Annotated in this window: 21 protein-coding genes; 9 read left to right on the top strand and 12 right to left on the bottom strand. The window is 63.4% G+C overall.

The features are described 5' to 3' along the window. Positions 1-25 precede the first annotated feature (25 nt). The 5 genes from ACZ6YA_RS20735 to ACZ6YA_RS20715 all read right to left on the bottom strand — a co-directional run bounded on the left by ACZ6YA_RS20735 (position 26) and on the right by ACZ6YA_RS20715 (position 4,303). On the bottom strand, positions 26-2,467 hold the full coding sequence (locus ACZ6YA_RS20735) for a penicillin acylase family protein (protein WP_465898985.1): 2,442 nt from the start codon (positions 2,465-2,467) through the stop codon (positions 26-28). A 172-nt stretch (positions 2,468-2,639) separates the two neighbouring features. Continuing rightward, positions 2,640-2,843 carry an SEC-C metal-binding domain-containing protein gene (locus tag ACZ6YA_RS20730; protein WP_465898983.1) on the bottom strand — a complete coding sequence of 68 codons (204 nt, stop codon included), beginning with the start codon at positions 2,841-2,843 and terminating at the stop codon, positions 2,640-2,642. A 7-nt stretch (positions 2,844-2,850) separates the two neighbouring features. Further along, positions 2,851-3,327, bottom strand: coding sequence for an LEA/WHy family protein (locus ACZ6YA_RS20725; RefSeq protein WP_465898981.1), 477 nt, complete (start codon positions 3,325-3,327; stop codon positions 2,851-2,853). 2 nt (positions 3,328-3,329) lie between these two features. Beyond that, positions 3,330-3,806 (bottom strand): YchJ family protein, encoded by a 477-nt coding sequence (locus tag ACZ6YA_RS20720; RefSeq protein ID WP_465898979.1) that lies wholly within the window; start codon positions 3,804-3,806, stop codon positions 3,330-3,332. Between the two features lie 2 nt (positions 3,807-3,808). Continuing rightward, on the bottom strand, positions 3,809-4,303 hold the full coding sequence (locus ACZ6YA_RS20715; protein WP_465898978.1) for a DUF6231 family protein: 495 nt from the start codon (positions 4,301-4,303) through the stop codon (positions 3,809-3,811). A 159-nt stretch (positions 4,304-4,462) separates the two neighbouring features. On the opposite strand from ACZ6YA_RS20715, the gene ACZ6YA_RS20710 reads away from it, so the two are divergent. The 3 genes from ACZ6YA_RS20710 (at position 4,463) to ACZ6YA_RS20700 (ending at position 6,257) form a co-directional block, all read left to right on the top strand. Continuing rightward, positions 4,463-5,155, top strand: a complete 693-nt coding sequence (locus ACZ6YA_RS20710) for a PA1041 family peptidoglycan-binding anchor lipoprotein (RefSeq protein WP_465898976.1) — start codon at positions 4,463-4,465, stop codon at positions 5,153-5,155. A gap of 87 nt (positions 5,156-5,242) precedes the next feature. Then, the gene (locus ACZ6YA_RS20705; RefSeq protein WP_465898975.1) at positions 5,243-5,962 is read left to right on the top strand and encodes a PA1041 family peptidoglycan-binding anchor lipoprotein; all 720 of its coding nucleotides are present in this window, start codon (positions 5,243-5,245) and stop codon (positions 5,960-5,962) included. Between the two features lie 19 nt (positions 5,963-5,981). After that, complete coding sequence (locus ACZ6YA_RS20700; RefSeq protein WP_465898973.1) at positions 5,982-6,257, top strand: DUF1145 domain-containing protein; 276 nt, start codon at positions 5,982-5,984, stop codon at positions 6,255-6,257. A 16-nt stretch (positions 6,258-6,273) separates the two neighbouring features. Here the strand turns inward: ACZ6YA_RS20700 and ACZ6YA_RS20695 are convergent, their stop codons facing one another. Further along, complete coding sequence (locus tag ACZ6YA_RS20695; protein ID WP_465898971.1) at positions 6,274-6,738, bottom strand: CopD family protein; 465 nt, start codon at positions 6,736-6,738, stop codon at positions 6,274-6,276. Between the two features lie 98 nt (positions 6,739-6,836). On the opposite strand from ACZ6YA_RS20695, the gene dinG reads away from it, so the two are divergent. The 6 genes from dinG to ACZ6YA_RS20665 all read left to right on the top strand — a co-directional run bounded on the left by dinG (position 6,837) and on the right by ACZ6YA_RS20665 (position 14,998). Beyond that, positions 6,837-8,981, top strand: a complete 2,145-nt coding sequence (gene dinG, locus ACZ6YA_RS20690; RefSeq protein ID WP_465898969.1) for an ATP-dependent DNA helicase DinG — start codon at positions 6,837-6,839, stop codon at positions 8,979-8,981. 81 nt (positions 8,982-9,062) lie between these two features. Continuing rightward, the gene (locus ACZ6YA_RS20685; RefSeq protein WP_465898968.1) at positions 9,063-11,336 is read left to right on the top strand and encodes a beta-agarase; all 2,274 of its coding nucleotides are present in this window, start codon (positions 9,063-9,065) and stop codon (positions 11,334-11,336) included. 100 nt (positions 11,337-11,436) lie between these two features. Then, the gene (locus ACZ6YA_RS20680; RefSeq protein ID WP_465898966.1) at positions 11,437-12,582 is read left to right on the top strand and encodes a serine hydrolase domain-containing protein; all 1,146 of its coding nucleotides are present in this window, start codon (positions 11,437-11,439) and stop codon (positions 12,580-12,582) included. Between the two features lie 99 nt (positions 12,583-12,681). Beyond that, on the top strand, positions 12,682-13,671 hold the full coding sequence (locus ACZ6YA_RS20675) for an OmpA family protein (RefSeq protein WP_465898964.1): 990 nt from the start codon (positions 12,682-12,684) through the stop codon (positions 13,669-13,671). Between the two features lie 19 nt (positions 13,672-13,690). Next, positions 13,691-14,338: a pyridoxamine 5'-phosphate oxidase gene (pdxH, locus tag ACZ6YA_RS20670; RefSeq protein ID WP_465898962.1), complete on the top strand. Its 648-nt coding sequence runs from the start codon at positions 13,691-13,693 to the stop codon at positions 14,336-14,338. 195 nt (positions 14,339-14,533) lie between these two features. Beyond that, a complete protein-coding gene (locus ACZ6YA_RS20665) occupies positions 14,534-14,998 on the top strand; it encodes an outer membrane lipoprotein (protein ID WP_465898960.1) in 465 nt (154 codons plus the stop codon). 68 nt (positions 14,999-15,066) lie between these two features. Here ACZ6YA_RS20665 and ACZ6YA_RS20660 read toward each other — a convergent pair whose 3' ends face one another. The 6 genes from ACZ6YA_RS20660 to livH all read right to left on the bottom strand — a co-directional run bounded on the left by ACZ6YA_RS20660 (position 15,067) and on the right by livH (position 21,180). After that, on the bottom strand, positions 15,067-16,674 hold the full coding sequence (locus ACZ6YA_RS20660) for an NAD(P)/FAD-dependent oxidoreductase (protein WP_465898958.1): 1,608 nt from the start codon (positions 16,672-16,674) through the stop codon (positions 15,067-15,069). Between the two features lie 103 nt (positions 16,675-16,777). After that, positions 16,778-17,452 (bottom strand): COG3650 family protein, encoded by a 675-nt coding sequence (locus ACZ6YA_RS20655; RefSeq protein WP_465898956.1) that lies wholly within the window; start codon positions 17,450-17,452, stop codon positions 16,778-16,780. 85 nt (positions 17,453-17,537) lie between these two features. Beyond that, positions 17,538-18,239 (bottom strand): ABC transporter ATP-binding protein, encoded by a 702-nt coding sequence (locus ACZ6YA_RS20650; protein WP_043203913.1) that lies wholly within the window; start codon positions 18,237-18,239, stop codon positions 17,538-17,540. Further along, positions 18,240-19,007, bottom strand: coding sequence for a high-affinity branched-chain amino acid ABC transporter ATP-binding protein LivG (gene livG, locus ACZ6YA_RS20645; protein ID WP_003254878.1), 768 nt, complete (start codon positions 19,005-19,007; stop codon positions 18,240-18,242). Then, on the bottom strand, positions 19,004-20,260 hold the full coding sequence (locus tag ACZ6YA_RS20640) for a high-affinity branched-chain amino acid ABC transporter permease LivM (RefSeq protein WP_465898954.1): 1,257 nt from the start codon (positions 20,258-20,260) through the stop codon (positions 19,004-19,006). The genes livG and ACZ6YA_RS20640 overlap by 4 nt, the downstream gene beginning before the upstream one ends. Continuing rightward, positions 20,257-21,180: a high-affinity branched-chain amino acid ABC transporter permease LivH gene (gene livH, locus ACZ6YA_RS20635; RefSeq protein WP_003254876.1), complete on the bottom strand. Its 924-nt coding sequence runs from the start codon at positions 21,178-21,180 to the stop codon at positions 20,257-20,259. Before livH ends, ACZ6YA_RS20640 begins: the two co-directional genes overlap by 4 nt. Positions 21,181-21,344: the final 164 nt, after the last annotated feature.

The raw sequence follows: 21,344 nt of genomic DNA, 5'->3' as shown, positions 1-21,344 counted from the left end.
AATCTGGCGGCTTCATCATTCCTGGCTATCTACCCGGCACCAACGTCAACCGCTGACTACCATAAGCCCGGCCAAAATTCTGCGGCTGAATCGGCAGGCTCATGAACCGCCCCTTGAACCAGGCATCCAGCCCGTCGCTGTAATGCCCGCTGGCCGGGTTGCCGGACTGGCCGTTGCTGGTCAGCACCTGCAGCGGTTCGGCCTGGCCGAAGTCGACGATCATGCGTGCCGAAGCCGGCAGGCGGGTGTCGAAATCGCTGCCCCAGGCATAGGGGGTCAAGGCCATGGTAGTGAAATCACCGCCAGCGGCCGACGGCGAACGGCTGAGGGCATCGCCCAAGCCATGGTAGGCCGGTGCAGGCCAGCGGTACTGGTGCAGCTTGCCCCATTGCCAGGCGCGTCGGTCGGCGCCTAGTTGTGACGTGCCGGCATCCACGGCAGCCGCCAGGCTGCGGGCGAGAATGGCCGGTTTGTCTTCCTTCTGCGGCGTGTTGCGGTCATCCCAGAACGGGCTGTCTTCGCGGCCGAGCAGGTGGTCGGCCTGGGCCGAGTAGGACAGGCGCGCATTGCTGACGAACGCCTGCCAGGCCGGGCTGGATTCCGGGCCGAGGTCGTCGAGGAAGGTCTGGCGGGCGACTTCCTGGAGAAACAGTTCATACAGCGCCGCATCCGCCGACACCGGGCTCAGGCGGCCATCGAAAGCCTTGAGCCGGGCCAGGGCGTCACGGGCCTTGTCGCGCTGGGCGGCAGGCAAGGCGTCGATGGCCTGCTTGAGCGGCTGGGCCATGCCCGGGGCGTCGAACATCTGCTTGAGCTTGTCGGCCAGCAGCGTCACCTGGTCGTTCTGCAGGGCCATCAGGCTGCGGCTGTCGTGGCGGCCGTTGCCGGCCAGCTGGGCCAGGCGCTCGGCGCGTTCGGGGTAGTACCAGGTATTGGACAGCTGCATGCCGTAGCCACGCGGCAGGCTGCGCTGGTTGGCGTGGCCTATCCAGCCGGCTGGCGGGTCCTGGTCGTAGGGGTGCAGCATCGGGTCGGCGTAGCCATCCCAGTCATAGCGGCTGTCCCAGCCCGGCGACGGCAGCAAGCCTTGGCCTTCGCGGCGGTTGGGATAGCGGCCACTGACCTGCCAGCCGATGTGCTCAGGTTCGGCGAACACGAAGTTGAGCGCAGCGGCACCGATCTCGCGCGTGCTGTCGAACGCACGCTCCACATTTTTTGCACGGGTCAGGTCGAACAGCGCATCGAGGCTGCGGTCGCCCTTGAGCTGCGGCAGGTTCAGCGCCAGGCCCAGGCTGGCAGTGCCGGGTTGGGTGAGCAGGGTGCCATGGCGGGTGTCGTACATCACTTCGCGCTGCGGCCGTTGGCCACGGACGAAGAAGGTTTCGCTGCGCGCGCGCGCCGGCAGCCACTTGCCGTCGGCCAGGTAACTCAGCTGGCCGCCCTGATGGCGCAATTGCTCCAGGTACAGATCCTGGTTGTCGGCCATCACCGCGCTGCTGCTCCAGGCCAGCTTGCCGTTGTAACCGGCAAGGACAATGGGCAGGCCCGGTAGCGACAGGCCAGCCACCTGATATTTGCCGGTGTGGATCTGCACTGGGCTGAGGGCCCAGGCGGCGCGGCTGTCGCTGGCCAGCAGGCTCTTGCCGCTGCGGCTGCGTTGCGGGCCCAAAGCCAGGTTGGCCGAGCCTGGGCTGCCGAGCAGGTCGAGGTCGGCGAGTTTCTGGCTGGCCGTTGCCAGGGCAGACAGGCCCGGTAGTTGGCTATTCAGGTTGAGCCCTTTGAGTTTTTCCACCTCGGCGTCGGCCAGGGGTTCATCCGGCGCACCGGGCAGTAGCCAGGGCAGTTTGTCGCTGCCAACTTTTTGCGCCAGGGTCAAGGCGCTCAGCTCTTCCTGCAGGTTCACCGACTGGCTGAAGGCATACAGGCTGAAGATCAGCGCCGAGTCTTCGGGCTTCCAGTATTCCGGGCGGTAGCCGCTGCTGGCGAGGCTGGCCGGCAGCTTGTCGCGGTAACGGAACAGGTAGGCGTTGACCCCGCGGGCATAGACTTCGAAGAAGCGCTTGAGCCGTGGTGACGCGTCGGCATACAGCTGAGTGGCATTCTGCTTGAGGTTGGCGGCGCGCATCAGGCGGTCGATGTCCAGCGCTTCGCTACCGGCCAGCTCGGCCAGGCGGCCCTGGGCGAGCAGGCGCATGGCGAGCATCTGCTCGATGCGGTCACCGGCGTGCACATAGCCCAGGCTGAACAGGGCGTCGTGGAAGTTGCTGCTTTCGATCAGGGGTGCGCCCATGGCGTTGCGCCGGATCGAAACGTTCTGTGCCAGGCCCTTGAGCGGCTGCACGCCGGTGGTCGGTGGCACGCTGTCCTGATAGCCGCCCATCTGGCAACCGGCAAGCCCGAGCATGCCGAGTAACGTGGCAGCTGCGGCGAACCGTGGGCGGAAGGGAGGAAGGACGGGGGCGGCCATGACAAAGGGCTCCTGCAAGGCGGGGCGGGTTTTAATGGCGCTAAGGTAGTGAGCGCGCAGGCGCCGTGCAAGGTGCGGTGCAGCTTTATTTACGAGTGGTCGAGTGCTTCAAGCTGCACGGGGGGCAGGTGTGCCTTTTCTTGCAGCTTGAGGCTTGTCGCTTACCGTTTGATCAAGCGCCGTGGCACTTCTTGTATTTCTTCTCGCTGCCGCACGGGCACGGGTCGTTGCGGCCGACGTCCTTCAGGGCGTTGCGAACCGGCTCCTGGTGGCCGTGGTTGCAATGCGGGCCGTGCACATGACCGTGGTCGTGATCGTGGTGATGATCGTCACCGTGGTTGCAGTCAGGGCCATGAACATGGGGTTGTTGGGTCATTGCAGGGTTACTCCGGTATGAAATCGCCGGGCATTATCTCACCACTGCGCGATAAGTGCAGGTCCCGGTGGATGAGCAGCCCGGTCGCCAGTTCGCCCTGCAAGCGGTAATGCAGCGGTTGCTCGCTTTTGAGCAACTTGGCCAACGGCTTGAGCTGTTTCCACAGGTTGGTGCGAGCAGTGATCTTGAAGGTGCGCCGGGCATGGCCACCGACACTGCGCCAGACGCTGGCTTCATCTTCCACCAGCAGCAGGTCGTTGAGCCAGATCGCATAGCCGACGTTGCGAATGAACAGGCGGCGGTCATTGGGGTTGTCGATCTGCAGGTGCAGCACGAACTCCTGCTCCAGCAGGCGCGCCTTGACTGTCTCGACCTTGACCAGGTGCACTTCGGGCTCGCGCCAGTCGTCATCTCCCCAGATTGCGCAGCCCGCCTGCAGCGCCAGCAGGGTGCCGAGCAGGAGTAGGCGGGCTAGGGCGATCATGCTCAGTTACCAACGTAACTGGCGCAGCATTTCTTGAATTTCTGCCCGCTGCTGCAGGGGCAGGGGTCATTGCGGCCGGCCTTGAACTCGACGGTCGGGTCGATGAAGAACCAGCGCCCATCATGCTGCACAAAGGCGGAACGCTCGCGGTGCTGGTGGTCGCCCTCCTGGTCATGCCAGCGTGCGGTGAAGGTGACGAAGGCATGCTCGGGTTGGCCACCGAGCACCTCGGCGTTCTCAACCTCCAGGCCCAGCCAGGTGCTCTGGGCGCTCCAGGCCGCCATGGCAGCGCGATCGAGTCCCGCCTGCTGGGCCGCAAGGGTGGTGGCGACCAGATAATCGATCAGGCCAAGCACGTAAGCGCTGTAGCGCGAACGCATCAGCGCCTGGGCATCCGGAGCCGGGGTGCCGGCGTGGTAGTGCCCGCAGCAGGCGTCCAGCAAATTGCCGCTGCCACAGGGGCAAACCGAGACACTCATCATCACCACCAATACTTGCCAAAGTTTTCAGGGTTGGCCCAGAAGCGGGCGTTGAGCCAGTCCGGGACCTGCTTGTAGTCATGTAGATCATAGGTGAACAAGTTCAGGACCTGCTCGTCACGACGGAATTTCTCACTGGCCGACAGGGCCAGGGCAAAGAAGTCGGTGTCCTGCCAGCCGCTGGCGCGCAGGTCGGCCAGCACCGCAACCCGGCTGGCGTTGAGGTTGCGGATGCCGCCCAACAATTCCAGTCCCGCGCGTTTGGGCAGGTGTTCGAGGCAATCCACAAGTACGGCCAGGTCGAAGCGCTGCGCGGCCACGTTAGCGGGTAATGCGCCAGGTGCGCAGGCTTCGATGGTCACGTTTGGGTGTGCCTGGGCAAAGGCATCCAGGGCCGGGAAGCGCGTGCCCACCAGCAGCAGGCGTTGCGGGGTAAAGCGCTCCAGCAGCGCCGCCAGGGCCTGCTGCGGTGTGCGTTGGGAAAAACCGTCGGTCATTGCCATTCCTCGTTCAGGTCTTGCAAGACTAACGGGCTGTCGGCCGGGGGCAAAGTGGCAAGTAACACCGTCGTGGCTTATTGCTGGCAGGGATCTGGTGCGCGGTCTTTACTCCCAATGATCGGTCTTGTGCCGATTCCCCCTAGGAGAAGCTTTGAGATGAGCATAGTACGCACAGCGTTACCCCTGGTACTGCTCACCAGTGTGTTGACTGGTTGTGCAGGTTTGCAAAAAACCGACTGGCCGAAGTGTGCTGCCGTCGGGGGTGTGGGCGGTGCCGCCCTGGGCGCCATTGAAAGCTCCAGTTGGGCTGGCTGGGGCGCGCTGCTCGGCGGTGGCCTGGCAGCTGGCTATTGCTGGGCCCATGGCGATGGTGACGAAGACGGCGATGGTGTGCCGGACAGCCGTGACAAATGTCCAGGCACGCCACGTGGTGTGCAGGTCGATGCCAACGGTTGCCCGCCGGAACCGGCCCCGGTGGTCGAGGAAGTGGTGGTGCAGAAAGAGGAAGTCATCGTCATCCGTGACGTGCACTTCGAATTCGACTCTGCGCGCCTGACCGCCGCCGACAAGGAGCGCCTCAACACCATCGCCACCCGCTTGAAGCAGGAAGCCCCCAGTGCCCGCCTGAGCGTCAGCGGCCACACCGACAGCGTTGGCTCCGACAGCTACAACCAGAAACTGTCCGAACGCCGTGCCCACTCGGTGACCGATTACCTGGTCGAGAGCGGCGTACCTCGCGCCAGCTTCGTCTCGGTTGTTGGGGCAGGTGAAACCCAGCCGGTGGCGGACAATGCCACAGCCGATGGGCGTTCGATGAACCGTCGCACCGAGATCAAGATCCAGCGCTGACGGTATGCGCCCGCGCCTTGAGAAGTGGCGCGGGCGCGTCTTTACTCCTGTAGGCCGGATGCGGCCAACGACACAGGAGCATTCACCATGAGTGTTATGTCAAAGGCAGCGCTGCCGCTGCTGGTGGTTTCCAGCCTGCTTGCAGGCTGCGCCACCCACAGTGACGGCAGTGCGCCCCTCAATCAAAGGACCTGGCCGATCTGCAGCCTGCTGGGTGGCTTGGCGGGCGGTGGCCTGGGCGCCATCGAAAGTTCCAGCTGGGCTGCCGGAGGCGGCGCCCTGGGAGCGATCGCCGGTGGCCTGATCTGTTATGCCCAGGACGGTGACGAGGATGACGACGGCGTGTTCGACCGCCGCGACCGCTGCCCCGATACGCCTGCCGGTACGGCAGTCAACCACATGGGCTGCCCGCTGCCGCAATACCCGCCCAGTCAACCTGCGCCTGAGCCACAACCCACGGCCGAGGTGATCTCCCTGGACGACCAGGGCCAGGTGATGTTCGCCTTCAACTCCGCTGACCTGACCACGGGCAGCCAGCAGCGGTTGCAGAGCCTGCTTCCCAGGCTCAACGAGCTGGGCGTGTCGCGAATCAAGGTGGTTGGCCACACCGACAACGTCGGGTCAGACAGCTATAACCAGGCACTTTCCGAACGGCGTGCCGCCAGTGTCGCCGAATACCTGATCAGCCAGGGCATGGCACCGCAGAAGGTCACCAGCGAGGGGCGTGGAGCAAGCGAGCCAGTCGCTGAGAACGATACCGAAGAAGGCCGTGCGCACAATCGCCGGGTGGACCTGCACCTCAACTAATGGGCTAAAGGAGCGGCAGATGAAATTCATCCTGGGGCTGGGCAAGATCCTCACCATCGCATTCTGGGGCGTGGTGCTGTTCAACCAGATGATGCCGCAGCCGGTGCCGTTCAACCTGTTGATCAATGCGGTAGGGGTGGCGGTGCTGGGGCTGCACCTGCTGGAGGTGCTGTTCTTCAATGGCAGCCTGCGCGGGCGCAGCCACCGTTGGTTCGATCGGTTGCAGATCCTGCTGACGGGGATTTTCCATGTGATGTCCATCCCGCGGCAGCCTCGGCTGCCGCGCAATGGCTGACCTCGGAACGCCCTGCTCAGACAGGAAGCCGCGAACTGGCTACCGCCACCACGGCCAGGCCCAACAGCAGATTGATCCCCACCATGCGGCGGATCCGGCCAAGCACCGCGGCCCCGGTCGGCCAGTCCTCGGCCTGCACCGCAGCTTTCAGCTCCGGCAGCAACAGCGCCTGAATGCGCATGAACAGCGCGAACATGGCGATCCCACCGCCCATCATCACCTGTACATAGCGGGGCGCTGTCTCGAAACCGCTGAAGCGCATATGCAACATGCCGATACCACTTATCGCCAGGATCGCCACGGCCAGCCAGACCCAGACGAAGAAGCGTCGGAAAACTTCCACCCACAGCCGCAGCCGAGCTGGCCCCTCAAGGGCTGCAACCGTTGCCGGGCGCAGCACGAGCCAGGCGAAGAACATGCCGCCGACCCATACCAGGGCGGCCAGGACATGCAGTGTGTAGGGCAGGGTAAAGGCAAGCATCCGGATCTCCATGCGGCATAAAGGGCAATAGCGGGGTATGATAGCCGCCCCATGCAAAACACTGAAAATATATCCAGCCCTTTGGGCGCCTGCAGACCATGATCAGCAACGAACTCAAAGCCACCATTCAGGGCGCCTACTCGCGTTTTCTCGAAGCCAAGAGCCTCAAGCCACGCTATGGCCAGCGCCTGATGATCGCCGAAGTGGCCAAGGTACTCGGCGACATCGCCTGCGACGACGAAGGCCGCCGCGCTGGCGAACCCGCCGTGGTCGCGGTGGAGGCGGGTACCGGTACCGGCAAGACGGTCGCCTACAGCCTGGCTGCGATCCCGGCTGCCAAGGCCGCCGGCAAGCGCCTGGTGATTGCCACCGCAACCGTGGCCCTGCAGGAGCAGATCGTCTTCAAAGATTTGCCGGACCTGATGCGCAACAGCGGCCTGAACTTCAGTTTCGCGTTGGCCAAGGGCCGTGGCCGCTACCTGTGCCTGTCCAAGCTCGATGTGCTGCTGCAGGAGGGCCATGCGCAATCGGCCACTGCCCAGCTGTTCGAGGAAGAGGGCTTTCACATCGAGGTCGACGAGCGCAGCCAGAAGCTGTTCAACAGCATGATCGAGAAGCTCGCCGGCAACCGTTGGGATGGCGATCGCGACAGCTGGCCGGAAACCCTGGAAGACCAGGACTGGGCGCGCCTGACCACCGACCACAGCCAATGCACGGGCCGGCATTGCCCGAACTTCCAGCAGTGCGTGTTCTACAAGGCCCGTGAAGGCATGGGCAAAGTCGATGTGATCGTCACCAACCACGACATGGTGCTGGCCGACCTGGCTCTGGGCGGCGGGGCGGTATTGCCCGACCCGCGCGACACGATGTACGTGTTCGACGAAGGCCACCACCTTCCGGACAAGGCCATCGGCCACTTCGCCCACTATTCACGTCTGCGCTCCACCGCCGACTGGCTGGAGCAGACCGCCAAGAACTTGACCAAGCTGTTGGCCCAGCACCCGTTGCCTGGCGACCTGGGCAAGCTGATTGAACAGGTGCCGGAGCTGGCGCGGGAAATCCGCACTCAGCAACAGTTCATGTTTACCCTGTGCGAGCAGGTCGCCGATTTCCGCCCCAGCGAAGACGTGGAGGGCCGCGAGCGCCCGCGCTATCGCTTCGAAGGCGGCGTGGTGCCCGAGCAGATGCGCGAAGTCGGCATCGAGCTGAAAAAAGGCTTCGCCCGCCTCAACGACCTGTTCACCCGCTTGGCCGACCTGCTTAAAGAAGGCATGGACGGTGAGGTCAATATCGGCATCGCCAGCCACCAAGCCGAAGAGTGGTACCCGTTGTTCGGCAGCCTGGTAACCCGCGCCCAGGGTAACTGGGAGTTGTGGACCGCCTTTACCGCTGAAGACCCGCAAGACAGCCCGCCCATGGCCCGTTGGTTGACCCTGGCCGAAAGCGGCGCGCTGTTCGATATCGAAGTCAATGCCAGCCCGATCCTGGCCGCCGAGATGTTGCGCCGCAGCCTGTGGAGCGTGGCCCATGGCGCCCTGGTGACATCGGCGACGCTCACCGCACTGGGTAAGTTCGACCGCTTCCGCATGCGCTCGGGCCTACCCCGTGACGCGGTGACGTGCGTGGTGCCCAGCCCGTTCGTGCATGGCGATGCAGGGCTGTTGCGGGTGCCCGACCTCAAGGCCGACCCGCGCGATGCGGCAGCGCATACCGCCGCGATCATCCGAGAATTGCCGAATATCGTCGAAGACGCTCGTGGTGCACTGGTGCTGTTCTCCTCGCGCAAGCAGATGCAGGAAGTGTTCGACGGCCTGGACCGCGACTGGCGCAAGCTGGTGCTGATCCAGGGCAACCTCTCCAAGCAGGAAACATTGAATAAGCACAAGGCGCGGGTCGATGATGGCCAGCACAGCGTGCTGTTCGGCCTGGCCAGTTTCGCCGAAGGTGTCGACCTGCCGGGTGCCTACTGCGAACACGTGGTGATTGCCAAGATTCCATTCTCCGTGCCGGACGACCCGGTCGAGGCGGCCCTGGCCGAGTGGATCGAAGCCCGCGGTGGTAACCCATTCATGGAAATCGCCGTGCCCGATGCCTCTCTGAAGCTGATCCAGGCCTGCGGTCGCCTGCTGCGCACCGAGCAGGATCGCGGCGTTATCACCTTGCTGGATCGTCGTCTGGTCACCCAGCGCTATGGCAAGGCTATTCTCAATGCGCTGCCACCCTTCCGGCGGGAGATTTCCTGAGGGCCGGAGCATGACGCGCCGGCCCGTTGTCCATCACTCTGTCGCGGGCTCATGAGGGCCTGAAAGGAGAGCCTGAGCCCTATGATCCGCCGCACCTTGCCCGCTGTTCTCACCCTCTTGCTGAGCGCGCCTCTGATGGCCGGGCAGCAGACGCTGTTCAGCTTCGTGCGCCCTGCCTCGGTCGTCAATGTGGCGACCGAAGGCACCGGCATGCCGCAGTACAACGCTGAACAGACCACCGAAGGCGAGGTGTTGAGGCGGGTGGTGTTCAACCCGGTCGAGCGGCCGACTCTGCGCCTGAGCCCGCAAAGTGGCGCTTGGGACTGGTCCGCCGGGCAGTTCCTCACCTTGCGCCTGCAAAGTGCCATGGACTGGGCGCTGACCGTCGAGGTCACGGTGCAGGACAATGATGGCCGCACCCTGACCAGCCGCATCGACCTGCCGGCAGGGCCAGCGCAGACGGTCATGGTGCCGCTCCGAGCCAGTTCGCCGCTGAGCCAGGGCATGCGCGCCGGCCCACCGATGCCGTGGATGTACGACGGGCAGCGGGTGCTGTTGACCACTAGCGTCGGCGAGGTCGACCTGAAACAGGTGGTTTCGCTCAGCCTGACCATTCCGAGCCCCAAGGTGGCGCAGAACCTGCTGATTGAAAAAGTTGGTGTTCAGGACGACGACATCGCTTACAAGGCGGCCTACCATCAGCTGATCGACGGCTACGGCCAGTCTGCCCGTGGCCGTTGGCCAGAGAAGATCGTCAACGATGAACAGCTCAAGGCCGCCGACAACCGCGAACAGCAACAACTCAAGGCTTGGCTGACCGAGCGCGCAAAGCTGCAGCTGGACAGTTACGGAGGCTCAATGACGGGGCCTGTGTTCGAAGCCAAGGGTTTTTTTCGTACCGAGAAGCGCGACGGCCGATGGTACCTGGTAACCCCGGAAGGTCATCCGTTCTATTCGTTGGGCGTCAATGCCGTGGCTGCCGATGGCGGGCGTACCTATGTCGCCGGCCGCGAAGGCATGTTCACTGCGCTGCCAGACCAAGGTGACGCGCTGGCGGCCTTCTACGGCGAGGGCAACAACGACGATGGCAATGCCTCCTCGCAAGGGCGCAACTTCAAACAGGGGCGCTGGTTCGATTTCTATGCGGCCAACATCCAGCGTACCCATGGAAAACCCTGCCTGGCCGCCGTCGAAGGCCAGCCTGCTGCCGAGTGCCCGGCGCTGATGTTGGACACCGCGCGTTGGCAGGCCCATACGCTCGACCGTCTACAAGCCTGGGGCTTCAACACCCTGGGTAACTGGAGCGACCTTGCACTGGCTGAAGCCAAGCGCATGCCCTATACGCTGCCGCTGTCCATCGTGGGCGACTATGCCAGCATCAGCACCGGCATGGACTGGTGGGGGCGCATGCCCGACCCGTTCGACCCGCGGTTCGCCATGGCCACCGAACGCGCCGTGGCGATCGCCGCGCGCGACCATCGTGATGACCCGTGGTTGATCGGTTATTTCGCCGACAACGAACTGGCCTGGGCAGCGCCTGGCAACGACCCCAAGGCTCGATACGGCCTGGCTTATGGCACTTTGCGCCTAACTACTGATGTACCCGCTAAGCGCGCGTTCCTCAAGCAGCTGCGCGACAAGTACCGTAATCAGCAGGGGCTGTCCAATGCCTGGGGTATCGACCTTCAGGCCTGGGAGTTGATGGAGGATCCAGGTTTCGAGGCGCCGCTTCCAAGCCCCGATCACCCGGAAATCGAGCGCGATTACCAGTATTTCCAGCAGGTGTTCGCCGAAACCTATTTCAAGACCATCGCCGATTCGCTGAAATGGCATGCGCCCAACCACCTGCTGCTGGGCGGTCGCTATGCGGTGAGCACACCGGAAGCGGTCAAGGCCTGCGCCGAGTTCTGCGATGTCCTGAGTTTCAACTTCTATACCCTCAAACCCGAGGACGGCTATGACTTTGCTCGCCTTGCCGAGTTGGACAGGCCAGTGCTCGTTTCCGAATTTCAGTTCGGCTCCCGGGACCGCGGGCCATTCTGGTCAGGGCCTGTGGAAGTGGCCCGAGAAGAGGACCGCGGGCCGGCCTATGGCAATTTTCTCAAGGCAGCGCTGGCGCAGCCCATGATCGTGGGTGCGCATTGGTTTCAGTACCTCGACCAACCGGCCAGCGGGCGCTTGCTCGATGGCGAGAACGGGCACTTGGGGCTGGTGGCGATCACGGACTTAGCGTATTCGGGGTTTGTCGAAGCGGTGCGCAAGAGCAACCTACAGGCCATTGGTCAGTTGAGCAGCCAGTTACACGATGGGGCCTCTACATCGGGCCCTGTAGTAAAAAAATCGCCTACAAAATGAGGCGTTTTCCTACGACCATCGGGCCCTGCCCAGTAGGCAAAACCGCCAACTACTGAAACAATGCACGCCTTTTTCGTTAAGGTCGTACGGAGAACAGCGGGTGCAGATCCAGGGTCACTATGAGCTGAAGTTCGAGGCTGTGCGCGAAGCGTTCGCGGCATTGTTCGACGATCCCCAGGAACGTGGTGCGGCGCTGTGCATCCAGGTGGGTGGCGAGACTGTGATCGACCTGTGGGCGGGCAGCGCCGACAAGGACGGCCAGGAAGCTTGGCACAGCGATACCATCGCCAACCTGTTCTCCTGTACCAAGACCTTTACTGCAGTTACCGCGCTGCAGCTGGTGGGTGAGGGCAAGCTGGCCCTCGATGCCCCCGTAGCGCGCTACTGGCCCGAGTTTGCCCAGGCAGGCAAAGAGAGCGTCACCCTGCGCCAACTGCTCAGCCACCGCGCCGGTTTGCCGGCCATCCGCGAACTGCTGCCCGCAGAAGCCCTGTATGACTGGCAGACCATGGTTGATGCCCTGGCTGCGGAAACGCCCTGGTGGACGCCCGGCACCGAGCACGGCTATGCCGCCATCACCTATGGCTGGCTGATCGGTGAACTGATTCGCCGCGCCGATGGCCGTGGCCCTGGCGAGTCGATCGTGGCCCGCACGGCCAAGCCGTTGGGGTTGGACTTCCATGTCGGCCTGGCCGACGAAGAATTCCATCGTGTGGCGCATATCGCACGCGGCAAGGGCAACGCCGGCGATGCCGCAGCGCAGCGCCTGCTGCAGGTAACCATGCGCGAACCCCAGGCGTTGTCGACCCGCGCGTTCACCAATCCGCCGGCGATCCTCACCAGCACCAACAAGCCGGAATGGCGGCGCATGCAGCAGCCGGCGGCCAACGGCCATGGTAATGCCCGCAGCCTGGCGGGTTTCTACGCCGGCTTGCTCGACGGCAGCCTGCTCGAATCAGAATTGCTCGACGAATTGACCCGCGAACACAGCCTGGGTCAGGACCGTACCTTGCTGACTCAGACCCGTTTCGGCCTGGGTTGCATGCTGGACCAGCCCACGGTGGCCAACGCCACTTTCGGGCTTGGCGCCCGGGCCTTCGGGCACCCTGGCGCGGGCGGCTCGGTCGGCTTTGCCGACCCCGAGCACGACGTGGCCTTCGGTTTCGTGGTCAACACCCTCGGCCCTTACGTGCTGATGGACCCAAGGGCCCAGCAGCTAGTGCGCGTACTTGGCACCTGCCTTTGATCGGGTAATGCGGGTATTGCGCGAACCCTTTGACTATCCTCAATGCCAACGCCTCACGTGTGTTGGCAAAATCTCTTTCAATTTCATGGTGTATCGCTGATGTCTTCACATAAAACCTTAGCTCTGGCCCTGTGCCTGACCGCCGTGACCGGCTGCGCCAGCCATCCTCAGGATGCGTCGAAAGGGGGCAGCAGCAGTTGGTGGCCCTTTGGTTCGGACAAGGTCGCCGAGCAGGAAGTGAAGCAGGCCGTCACCGAAAAGGTCGCCAAGGCCGACGCCAAGTCCGAGAGCGCCAGCCGCTGGTGGTGGCCATTCGGCGCTGATGACAAACAGGCCAAGGGCCCGGTCGTGCCAAAGATCGATGAAAAAGCTACCCAGGCCTGGCTCGACCAGTATGAGCCGAAGCTGCGTGAAGCCATCAAGGACAGCAAGCTTGAGCTGGAGCGCCGTGACAACGTGCTGGTTGTGACCATTCCGGCAGACAGCTCCTACAACCCGGATCGTCCGAACATGCTGTTGCCGATGACCCTTGGCCCGATCACCCGCGTGGCCAAGGCCGTCGAGGGCGACTCCAAGACTGCCGTGCTGGTGCTGGGCCATGCCGACACCAGTGGCGCTGCCGCCACCAACCAGAAGCTCAGTACGGAGCGCGCTGCTTCGGTATCGGCTATCTTCCGCCTGAGCGGCCTGCAGCGTGATCGCCTGTCGCTCAAGGGCATGGGTTCGGAAATGCCGCGCGCCGCCAACGATAGCGCCGAAGGCCGCGCCCTGAATCGCCGTGTGGAAATGCTGCTGACGCCGCAGAACACCATGCTGGCACTGATGGCCAAGTACCAGAAGGCCGTACCGCCATCGACCCCGGCCGCAATGGTCGCCGTTCAGGATGCCAAGGCACCTGCCGCCAAGGCTGCCGAAAGCAAGCCAGCCGCCAAGGCCGCTGCCAAACCGGCTGCGAAAAAGCCGGTCGCCAAGGCCAAGGCACCCGCCAAGACCGCTGCCAAGAAGAAAGTCGCGCCGGCCAAGCCCGCCGCCAAGAAGGCTACCGCTGACAAGAAAGTAGCCGCCAACAGCCCTGCGAAGACCAACTGATCGTCAAGGAAACGCAGCCATGACCCAATCCCTGGCCGATATGCGCCGCGACTACATCCGTGATGGCCTGGCCGAAGCCCAGGCTCCGGGTGAGCCGTTTGCCCTGTTCCACCAGTGGTTCGCCGATGCGGTCAAGACCGAGCAGCCACCGGTGGAGGCCAATGCCTTGACCCTTGCCACGGTTGATGGTGAGGGACGCCCGCATTGCCGTGTGCTGCTACTCAAGGGGCTCGATGCATACGGCTTCACCTTCTTCACCAATTACGACAGCGCAAAGGGCCAGCAACTGCAGGCCAACCCTTTCGCTGCGATGACCTTCTTCTGGCCAGCGCTGGAGCGCCAGGTACGGATCGAGGGGCGGGTGGAAAAGGTCACGGCCAAGGAGTCTGATGACTATTACCAGGTGCGTCCGCTGGGCAGTCGCCTGGGCGCCTGGGCCTCACCGCAGAGTCGGGTGATCGCCGGCCGTGAGGAACTGGAAGGTCTGGTGAAAGCCACCGAGGCCCGCTTCGCCGACACTCAGCCGCATTGCCCGGAGCATTGGGGCGGTTATCGCCTGCTGCCCGAGCGCATCGAGTTCTGGCAGGGCCGGGCAAGCCGACTGCATGATCGGCTGAACTATCGATTGGTCGATGGGCAATGGGCACGCGAGCGTCTGGCGCCTTGAACTTCAGGGGCTGTCCCGCAGCCCCAACCCAATCCGCACGCTGATGCAGCATTCCCTGACTATCCTCTGTCTAAGCCTGCGAGCTCTGCTCGGAGACTGTACCGCAGCTGAACGGAAATAATTTTATTGCTTCGCTACCGTGACAGCCGTCGAGGTGCAGCGTCTAATGGACACCTGACTTATGGAGACTTACCCATGCGTAAATCCGCTTTGCTGTTGGCGACCTTTACCACCATGTCGTTGTTGCTGGGCGGCTGTGCCTCCAGCCTGACCGGCGACAGCTACTCCCGTGATGAAGCCCGTCGCGTGCAGACCGTGCGCATGGGGACCATCGAATCCCTGCGACCGGTCAAGATCGAAGGTACCAAGACGCCGATCGGTGGTGGTGCTGGCGCAATCGTCGGTGGTGTGGCCGGCAGCGCCGTCGGTGGTGGCCGTGGCAGCATCGTCGCCGCTGTGATCGGTGCCGTGGCCGGTGGCCTGGCTGGCTCCGCCGCTGAGGAAGGTATCACCCGTACTCAAGGTGTCGAGATCACTGTACGTGAAGACGATGGCAGCATGCGCGCCTACGTGCAGGCGGTGCAGGAGAACGAAATCTTCCGCGTGGGTGAGCGCGTGCGCATCATGACCGTCGACGGTACCAGCCGCGTCTCGCATTGATCGCAGGCTCATGAAAAATAAAACCCCGAACTGGCCAGGCCATTTCGGGGTTTTTATTGTGCTGCGTTTTACAGGCCGAGCATGTCTCGTGCCACAGCTTCAGCGATGCGAATGCCATCGACACCGGCCGACAGGATGCCACCGGCATACCCGGCACCTTCGCCTGCTGGGAACAGCCCCTTCACGTTCAGACTCTGGTAATCCGCACCGCGGGTGATGCGCAGCGGCGAAGAGGTACGCGTCTCGATGCCGGTCAACACCGCATCATGCAGGTTGTAGCCTTTGATCTGGCGATCGAACGCTGGCAGCGCCTCGCGGATCGCTTCGATGGCGAAATCGGGCAAGCTCGGTGCCAAATCGCCGAGGGTTACGCCCGGCTTGTACGACGGTTCGACACTGCCCAGCGCTGTCGACGGTTTGCCCGCCACGAAATCGCCGACCAGTTGCGCCGGTGCCTGATAGTTGCTGCCGCCCATCACATAGGCGTGCGCTTCCAGGCGCTCCTGCAGCTCGATGCCCGCCAGCGGGCCGCCCGGGTAATCGCGCTCAGGGTCGATGCCGACGACGATGCCGGAGTTGGCATTGCGTTCGTTACGTGAGTACTGGCTCATGCCGTTGGTGACGACGCGGCCAGGCTCGCTGGTGGCGGCGACCACGGTACCGCCCGGGCACATGCAGAAGCTGTACACCGAGCGGCCGTTCTTGGCGTGGTACACCAGTTTGTAGTCGGCGGCGCCGAGTTTCGGGTGGCCGGCGTATTTGCCCAGGCGCGCCTTGTCGATCAGCGTTTGCGGGTGTTCGATACGGAAGCCGACGGAGAACGGCTTGGCTTCCATGAACACGCCCTTGCCATGCAGCATGCGGAAGGTGTCGCGGGCGCTGTGGCCGAGGGCAAGCACTACGTGACGCGATTGCAGTTGCTCGCCGCTCTCCAGCACCACACCGCTCAACTGGCCATCGTCGAGCAGCAGGTCGGTGACCTTCTGCTCGAAGCGCACTTCACCGCCCAGGGCGATGATGTCCTGACGCATCTGCTCGACCATGCCGGTCAGGCGGAAGGTACCGATGTGCGGTTTGTTGATGTAGAGGATTTCGTCCGGCGCACCGGCCTTGACGAACTCTTCCAGCACCTTGCGGCCATGGTGCAGGGGGTCCTTGATCTGGCTGTACAGCTTGCCGTCGGAGAACGTGCCGGCGCCGCCTTCGCCGAACTGCACGTTGGACTCGGGGTTGAGTACGCTCTTGCGCCACAGGCCCCATGTGTCCTTGGTGCGCTGGCGCACTTCCTTGCCACGTTCAAGAATGATCGGCTTGAAGCCCATCTGCGCCAGCAACAGGCCGGCGAAGATGCCGCACGGGCCAAAGCCGACCACGATCGGCCGCGCCTGCAGGTCGGCCGGGGCTTGCCCAACATACTTGTAGGTGACATCCGGCGCGACAGTGATGTTGTGATCGTCGGCGAACTTGTCGAACAGCTCGGCTTCGTTGCTGGCTTCAAGGTCGATGGTGTAGATGAACAGCAGCTCGCTGTTCTTCTTGCGTGCGTCGTAGCTGCGCTTGAACAGGTTGAAGCTGAGCAGTTGCTCGTCGCGGATGCCCAGGCGCTGGACGATGGCTTCGCGCAGCGCCTCGTCGGGATGGTCCAGGGGCAGCTTCAGTTCGGTGATTCGTAGCATGGCAGGGTCCAGTATCCCGGCCATGGGCGGCCGGCGGCTTTACACAAACCGCCAAGTATAAGCTGTTCGCCGCCCTGACAGGCAGGATAAAAGCGCCCGGCGATCAGTTGTCGCGCGCGCCGCCGTAGTAGCCGCAGCCTTGCAGGGTCTGACCGTCGATGCGCAGTTCCGCGCGCAGGTGGCGCACAGCGCCAGTGGCCCCATCGATGCAGCGCTGCGGGGCGACCCACAATTCAACGTGCTGGCCGTTGGCTTCGCTGGTCAGGGTCAGGCCACCACCGGGCACTTCTTCTTCCAGGAACGGCAGGGGAAGAGGGTCTTTGCCGACGCGGTTGAGCACCATGCCTTTGCCGCTGGCTTTGATGTCCCAGCCTGGTTCATGGCCATTGGCGCGCAGGGTCAGCTGCTTGAAGTTGGGGTCGTCGCAAGCGCGGGTAGAGGGTTCCAGGCGGTACAGGCGGCTGACCTCCAGCTGGCCGTCGTTGTCGGCCTGCTTGGCACCGGTGAGGCGACCGCGCACGTCGGCGAACAACGTGGCGTTGGCGGCTTTGGCCAAGCTGGCGGACTCCTGCAGGATGCCGGTGCCGGCGACGTCCTTGATTACGAAACGGCGTGCTTCGCTGCAGGGCTTGAACAACAGGCGGCCGCCGTTGGCGCTCAGCTCGCCCTGCATGCGCGTGGTGCCGATGTTCGGGTCACGGGGCTGCTCGGCCAGCATCTGGCAGCCAGCGAACAGGGGCAGCAGGGCACTGAGCAGCAGAGTCGGGGTGAGGCGCATGGGGCGGGCTCCGGGGAATCTTCAAAGAGCTGGCCACGATACACGTCCTGCGGGCAGAAAAAAGGGCCCGAAGGCCCTTTTTCATTCAACCCCCCAGGTACGCGTCGCGTACCTTCGGGTCGGTCAGCAGTGCTTCCCCCGTACCTTGCATCACCACCCGGCCATTCTCCAGCACATACGCCCGGTCAGCGACTTTCAGCGCCTGGTTGGCATTCTGCTCCACCAGGAACACCGTCACGCCATCGCGGCGCAGCTGTTCGATGATGTCGAAGATCTGCTGGATGATGATCGGCGCCAAGCCCAGCGATGGCTCGTCGAGCAACAGCAGCTTGGGCTTGCTCATCAGCGCCCGGCCGATGGCCAGCATCTGCTGCTCGCCGCCAGACATGGTACCGCCGCGCTGGATGTAACGTTCCTTCAGCCGCGGGAACAGCTGCAACACCTTGTCCAGTTGCTCCTGGTAGTCGCCCTTGTCGGTGAAGAAGCCGCCCATGGCCAGGTTCTCCTCGACGGTCAGGCGGGCGAACACGCGGCGGCCTTCGGGGACCACGGCGATGCTCTTGCGCATGATGTGCGAGGAGGGCTGGCCGACCAGCTCTTCACCCAGGTACTTGATGCTGCCGCTGTGCGCCTGCGGCGAGCCGCACAGGGTCATCAGCAAGGTCGACTTGCCGGCACCGTTGGCGCCGATCAGGGTGACGATCTCGCCCTGGTTGATCTCGACATTGACGCTGTGCAGCGCCTGGATCTTGCCGTAGAACGTGGAAACGTTTTCGAACTTCAGCATTTACGCTTCCCCCAGGTAGGCTTTGATCACGTCAGGGTTGTCGCGGATTTCCTCCGGTGTGCCGTGGGCCAGGGGGGTGCCCTGGTTGATCACGACGATGTGGTCGGAAATGCTCATCACCAGCTTCATGTCGTGTTCGATCAGCAGCACGGTGACGTTGTGCGACTCGCGCAGGTAGGCGATCAGCGCCTTGAGGTCCTCGGTTTCCTTCGGGTTCAGGCCGGCTGCCGGTTCATCGAGCATGATGATCCGGGGTTGGGTCATCATGCAGCGGGCGATTTCCAGGCGGCGTTGCTGGCCGTAGGCGAGGGTGCCGGCGGTGCGGTTGGCGAACTCGGTCAGGTTGACCTTTTCCAGCCAGTACTGGGCGCGCTCCATGGCCTCCTTCTCGCTGCGGCGGAAACTCGGGGTCTTGAACAGGCCGGCGAAGAAGTTGGTGTTGAGGTGGCGGTGCTGGGCGATCAGCAGGTTTTCCAGCGCGGTCATTTCCTTGAACAGGCGCACGTTCTGGAAGGTCCGCACTACGCCCTTGCGGGCGATCTGGTGGCCGGCCAGGCCCTGAATCGGCTGGCCATCGAGCAGAATGGTGCCACCGCTGGGCTTGTAGAAGCCGGTCAGGCAGTTGAACACCGTGGTCTTGCCGGCGCCGTTCGGGCCGATCAGTGCCACCACCTGCTTTTCCTTGACGGTCAGGGCCACGCCGTTGACCGCCAACAAGCCGCCGAAGCGCATGCTCAGGCCGCTGACTTGCAGAATTTCACGGCTCATCGATGCAGCTCCATGTGTGGACGTTGCATAGGCAGCAGGCCTTGCGGACGCCAGATCATCATCAACACCATCAGCGCACCGAACATCAGCATCCGGTATTCGCTGAACTCACGCATCAGCTCTGGCAGCAGGATCATCACGATGGCCGCGAGAATCACGCCCAGTTGTGAGCCCATGCCGCCGAGCACGACGATGGCGAGGATGATCGCCGACTCGATGAAGGTAAACGACTCCGGCGTCACCAGGCCCTGGCGCGCGGCAAAGAAGCTGCCGGCGAAACCGGCGAAGCAGGCACCCAGGGTGAAGGCCGAGAGCTTGATCACGGTGGGGTTCAGGCCCAGCGCGCGGCAGGCGATCTCGTCTTCGCGCAACGCTTCCCAGGCTCGCCCGATCGGCATGCGCAGCAGGCGGTTGATGACGAACAGCGCCAGCAGGGCCAGCAGCAGGGCCACCAGGTAGAGGAAGATGACCTTGTTGATCGAGTTGTATTGCAGCCCGAAGAACTCGTGGAAGGTCTGCATCCCTTCGGCCGCACGGCGCTCGAAGGTCAGGCCGAAGAACTCCGGCTTGGGGATGTTGCTGATGCCGTTGGGGCCACCGGTCCAGTCGGTGAGGTTACGCAGGAACAGGCGGATGATCTCGCCGAAGCCGAGGGTCACGATCGCCAGGTAGTCACCGCGCAGGCGCAGCACCGGGAAGCCGAGCAGGAAACCGAAGGTGGCAGCCATCAGGCCGGCGATCGGCAGGCATACCCAGAAGCTCCAGCCCAGGTAGTGCGAGAGCATGGCGTAGCTGTAAGCGCCTACGGCATAGAAGCCCACGTAACCCAGGTCGAGCAGGCCCGCCAAACCGACCACGATGTTCAGGCCCAGGCCCAGCAGCACGTAGATCAGGATCAGCGTGGCGATGTCGACCGCCCCGCGCGAACCGAAGAACGGCCAGACCAGCGCCGCCACGATCAGGCCCATGATGATCCAGCGCTGGGTCTTGGGCAGGGTCAGGAAGTTGCTCACCGCCGGCGAGATCAGCTTGCGGTCCGAGCGGCGTCCCATCACCGAGCTCCACTGCTTGTCGAACAGCACACGCAGGAACATCAGCACCGAGCACACCGCGATGATGCTGATGGTGAACGAGCCCTGGCTGTGCACGATCAGGCTGATGCCGTCGATGCTCAGTTTCAGGCCCAGTACCGGGAAGGCCACGGCCCAGACCAGCAAGGCGCTGAAGAACGCCTGTTTGAGATTTTTGTTCATACTTTTTCAACCTCCGGGCGGCCGAGGATGCCGGTCGGCCGGAACAGCAGGACAAGAACCAACAAGCCGAATGCCACCACGTCCTTGTACTGGTCGCCGAAGATGTCGGCGCCGAAGGCTTCGGCCACGCCCAGCACCAGCCCGCCGAGCATGGCGCCCGGAATGCTGCCGATGCCGCCCAGTACCGCCGCGGTGAAGGCCTTCAGGCCCACCAGGAAACCGGCGTTGGGGTTGATCACGCCGTACTGCATGCTCAGCAGCACGGCCGCCACCGCCGCCAGCGCGGCGCCGATGACGAAGGTCAGGGCGATGATGTTGTTGGTGTTGATGCCCAGCAGGTTGGCCATCTTGATGTCTTCGGCGCAGGCGCGGCAGGCGCGGCCCAGGCGGGAACGTGAGATGAACAGGGTGAGCAGGGTCATGGCCACCAGGGTGACCACGAACACCAGGACCTGCATGTAGCTGATCAGGACTTCCTCGGCGCCGCCTGGCCCGAAGGAGAAGCTCCCGGGGATCAGGTTGGGGATGGATTTGTCTTTGGAATCCTGTGACAGCAACACGGTGTTCTGCAGGAAGATCGACATGCCGATGGCGGAAATCAGCGGGATCAGACGGTTGCTGTTGCGCAATGGGCGGTAGGCAACCCGTTCGATGCTATAGCCATAGGCACTGGTGACGAAGATCGTCGCGACGAAGGCAACGGTCATCAGGATCGGCAGCGAATGGATACCCATCATGGCCAGGCCCGCCAGGGCGATGAAGGCCACATAGGAACCGATCATGTATACCTCGCCGTGGGCGAAGTTGATCATGCCAATGATGCCGTACACCATGGTGTAACCGATGGCGATCAAGGCGTAGGTGCTGCCGATGGTCAATCCATTAACCAGTTGTTGGAAGAAATGGTAGATCTCAGGCATTACAGCGCTCCTAAAAACCTGATTTGCATTTCGCTGGCGGGGTAAGCCAGGAAACCGCGGGTGACGGTTTTAAGATTTTCAGGTGGACTGGCCCCCGGATCGCGGGAGTCAGGTCCATGAACCTCGTAAAACAAAGCCCACTGCTCGCACAGTGGGCTTTTACG

The sequence above is a fragment of the Pseudomonas sp. NPDC090752 genome (assembly GCF_055584805.1).
Note: the sequence above shows the minus strand (reverse complement) of the source record. Positions and strands in the feature narration are given on the sequence as shown.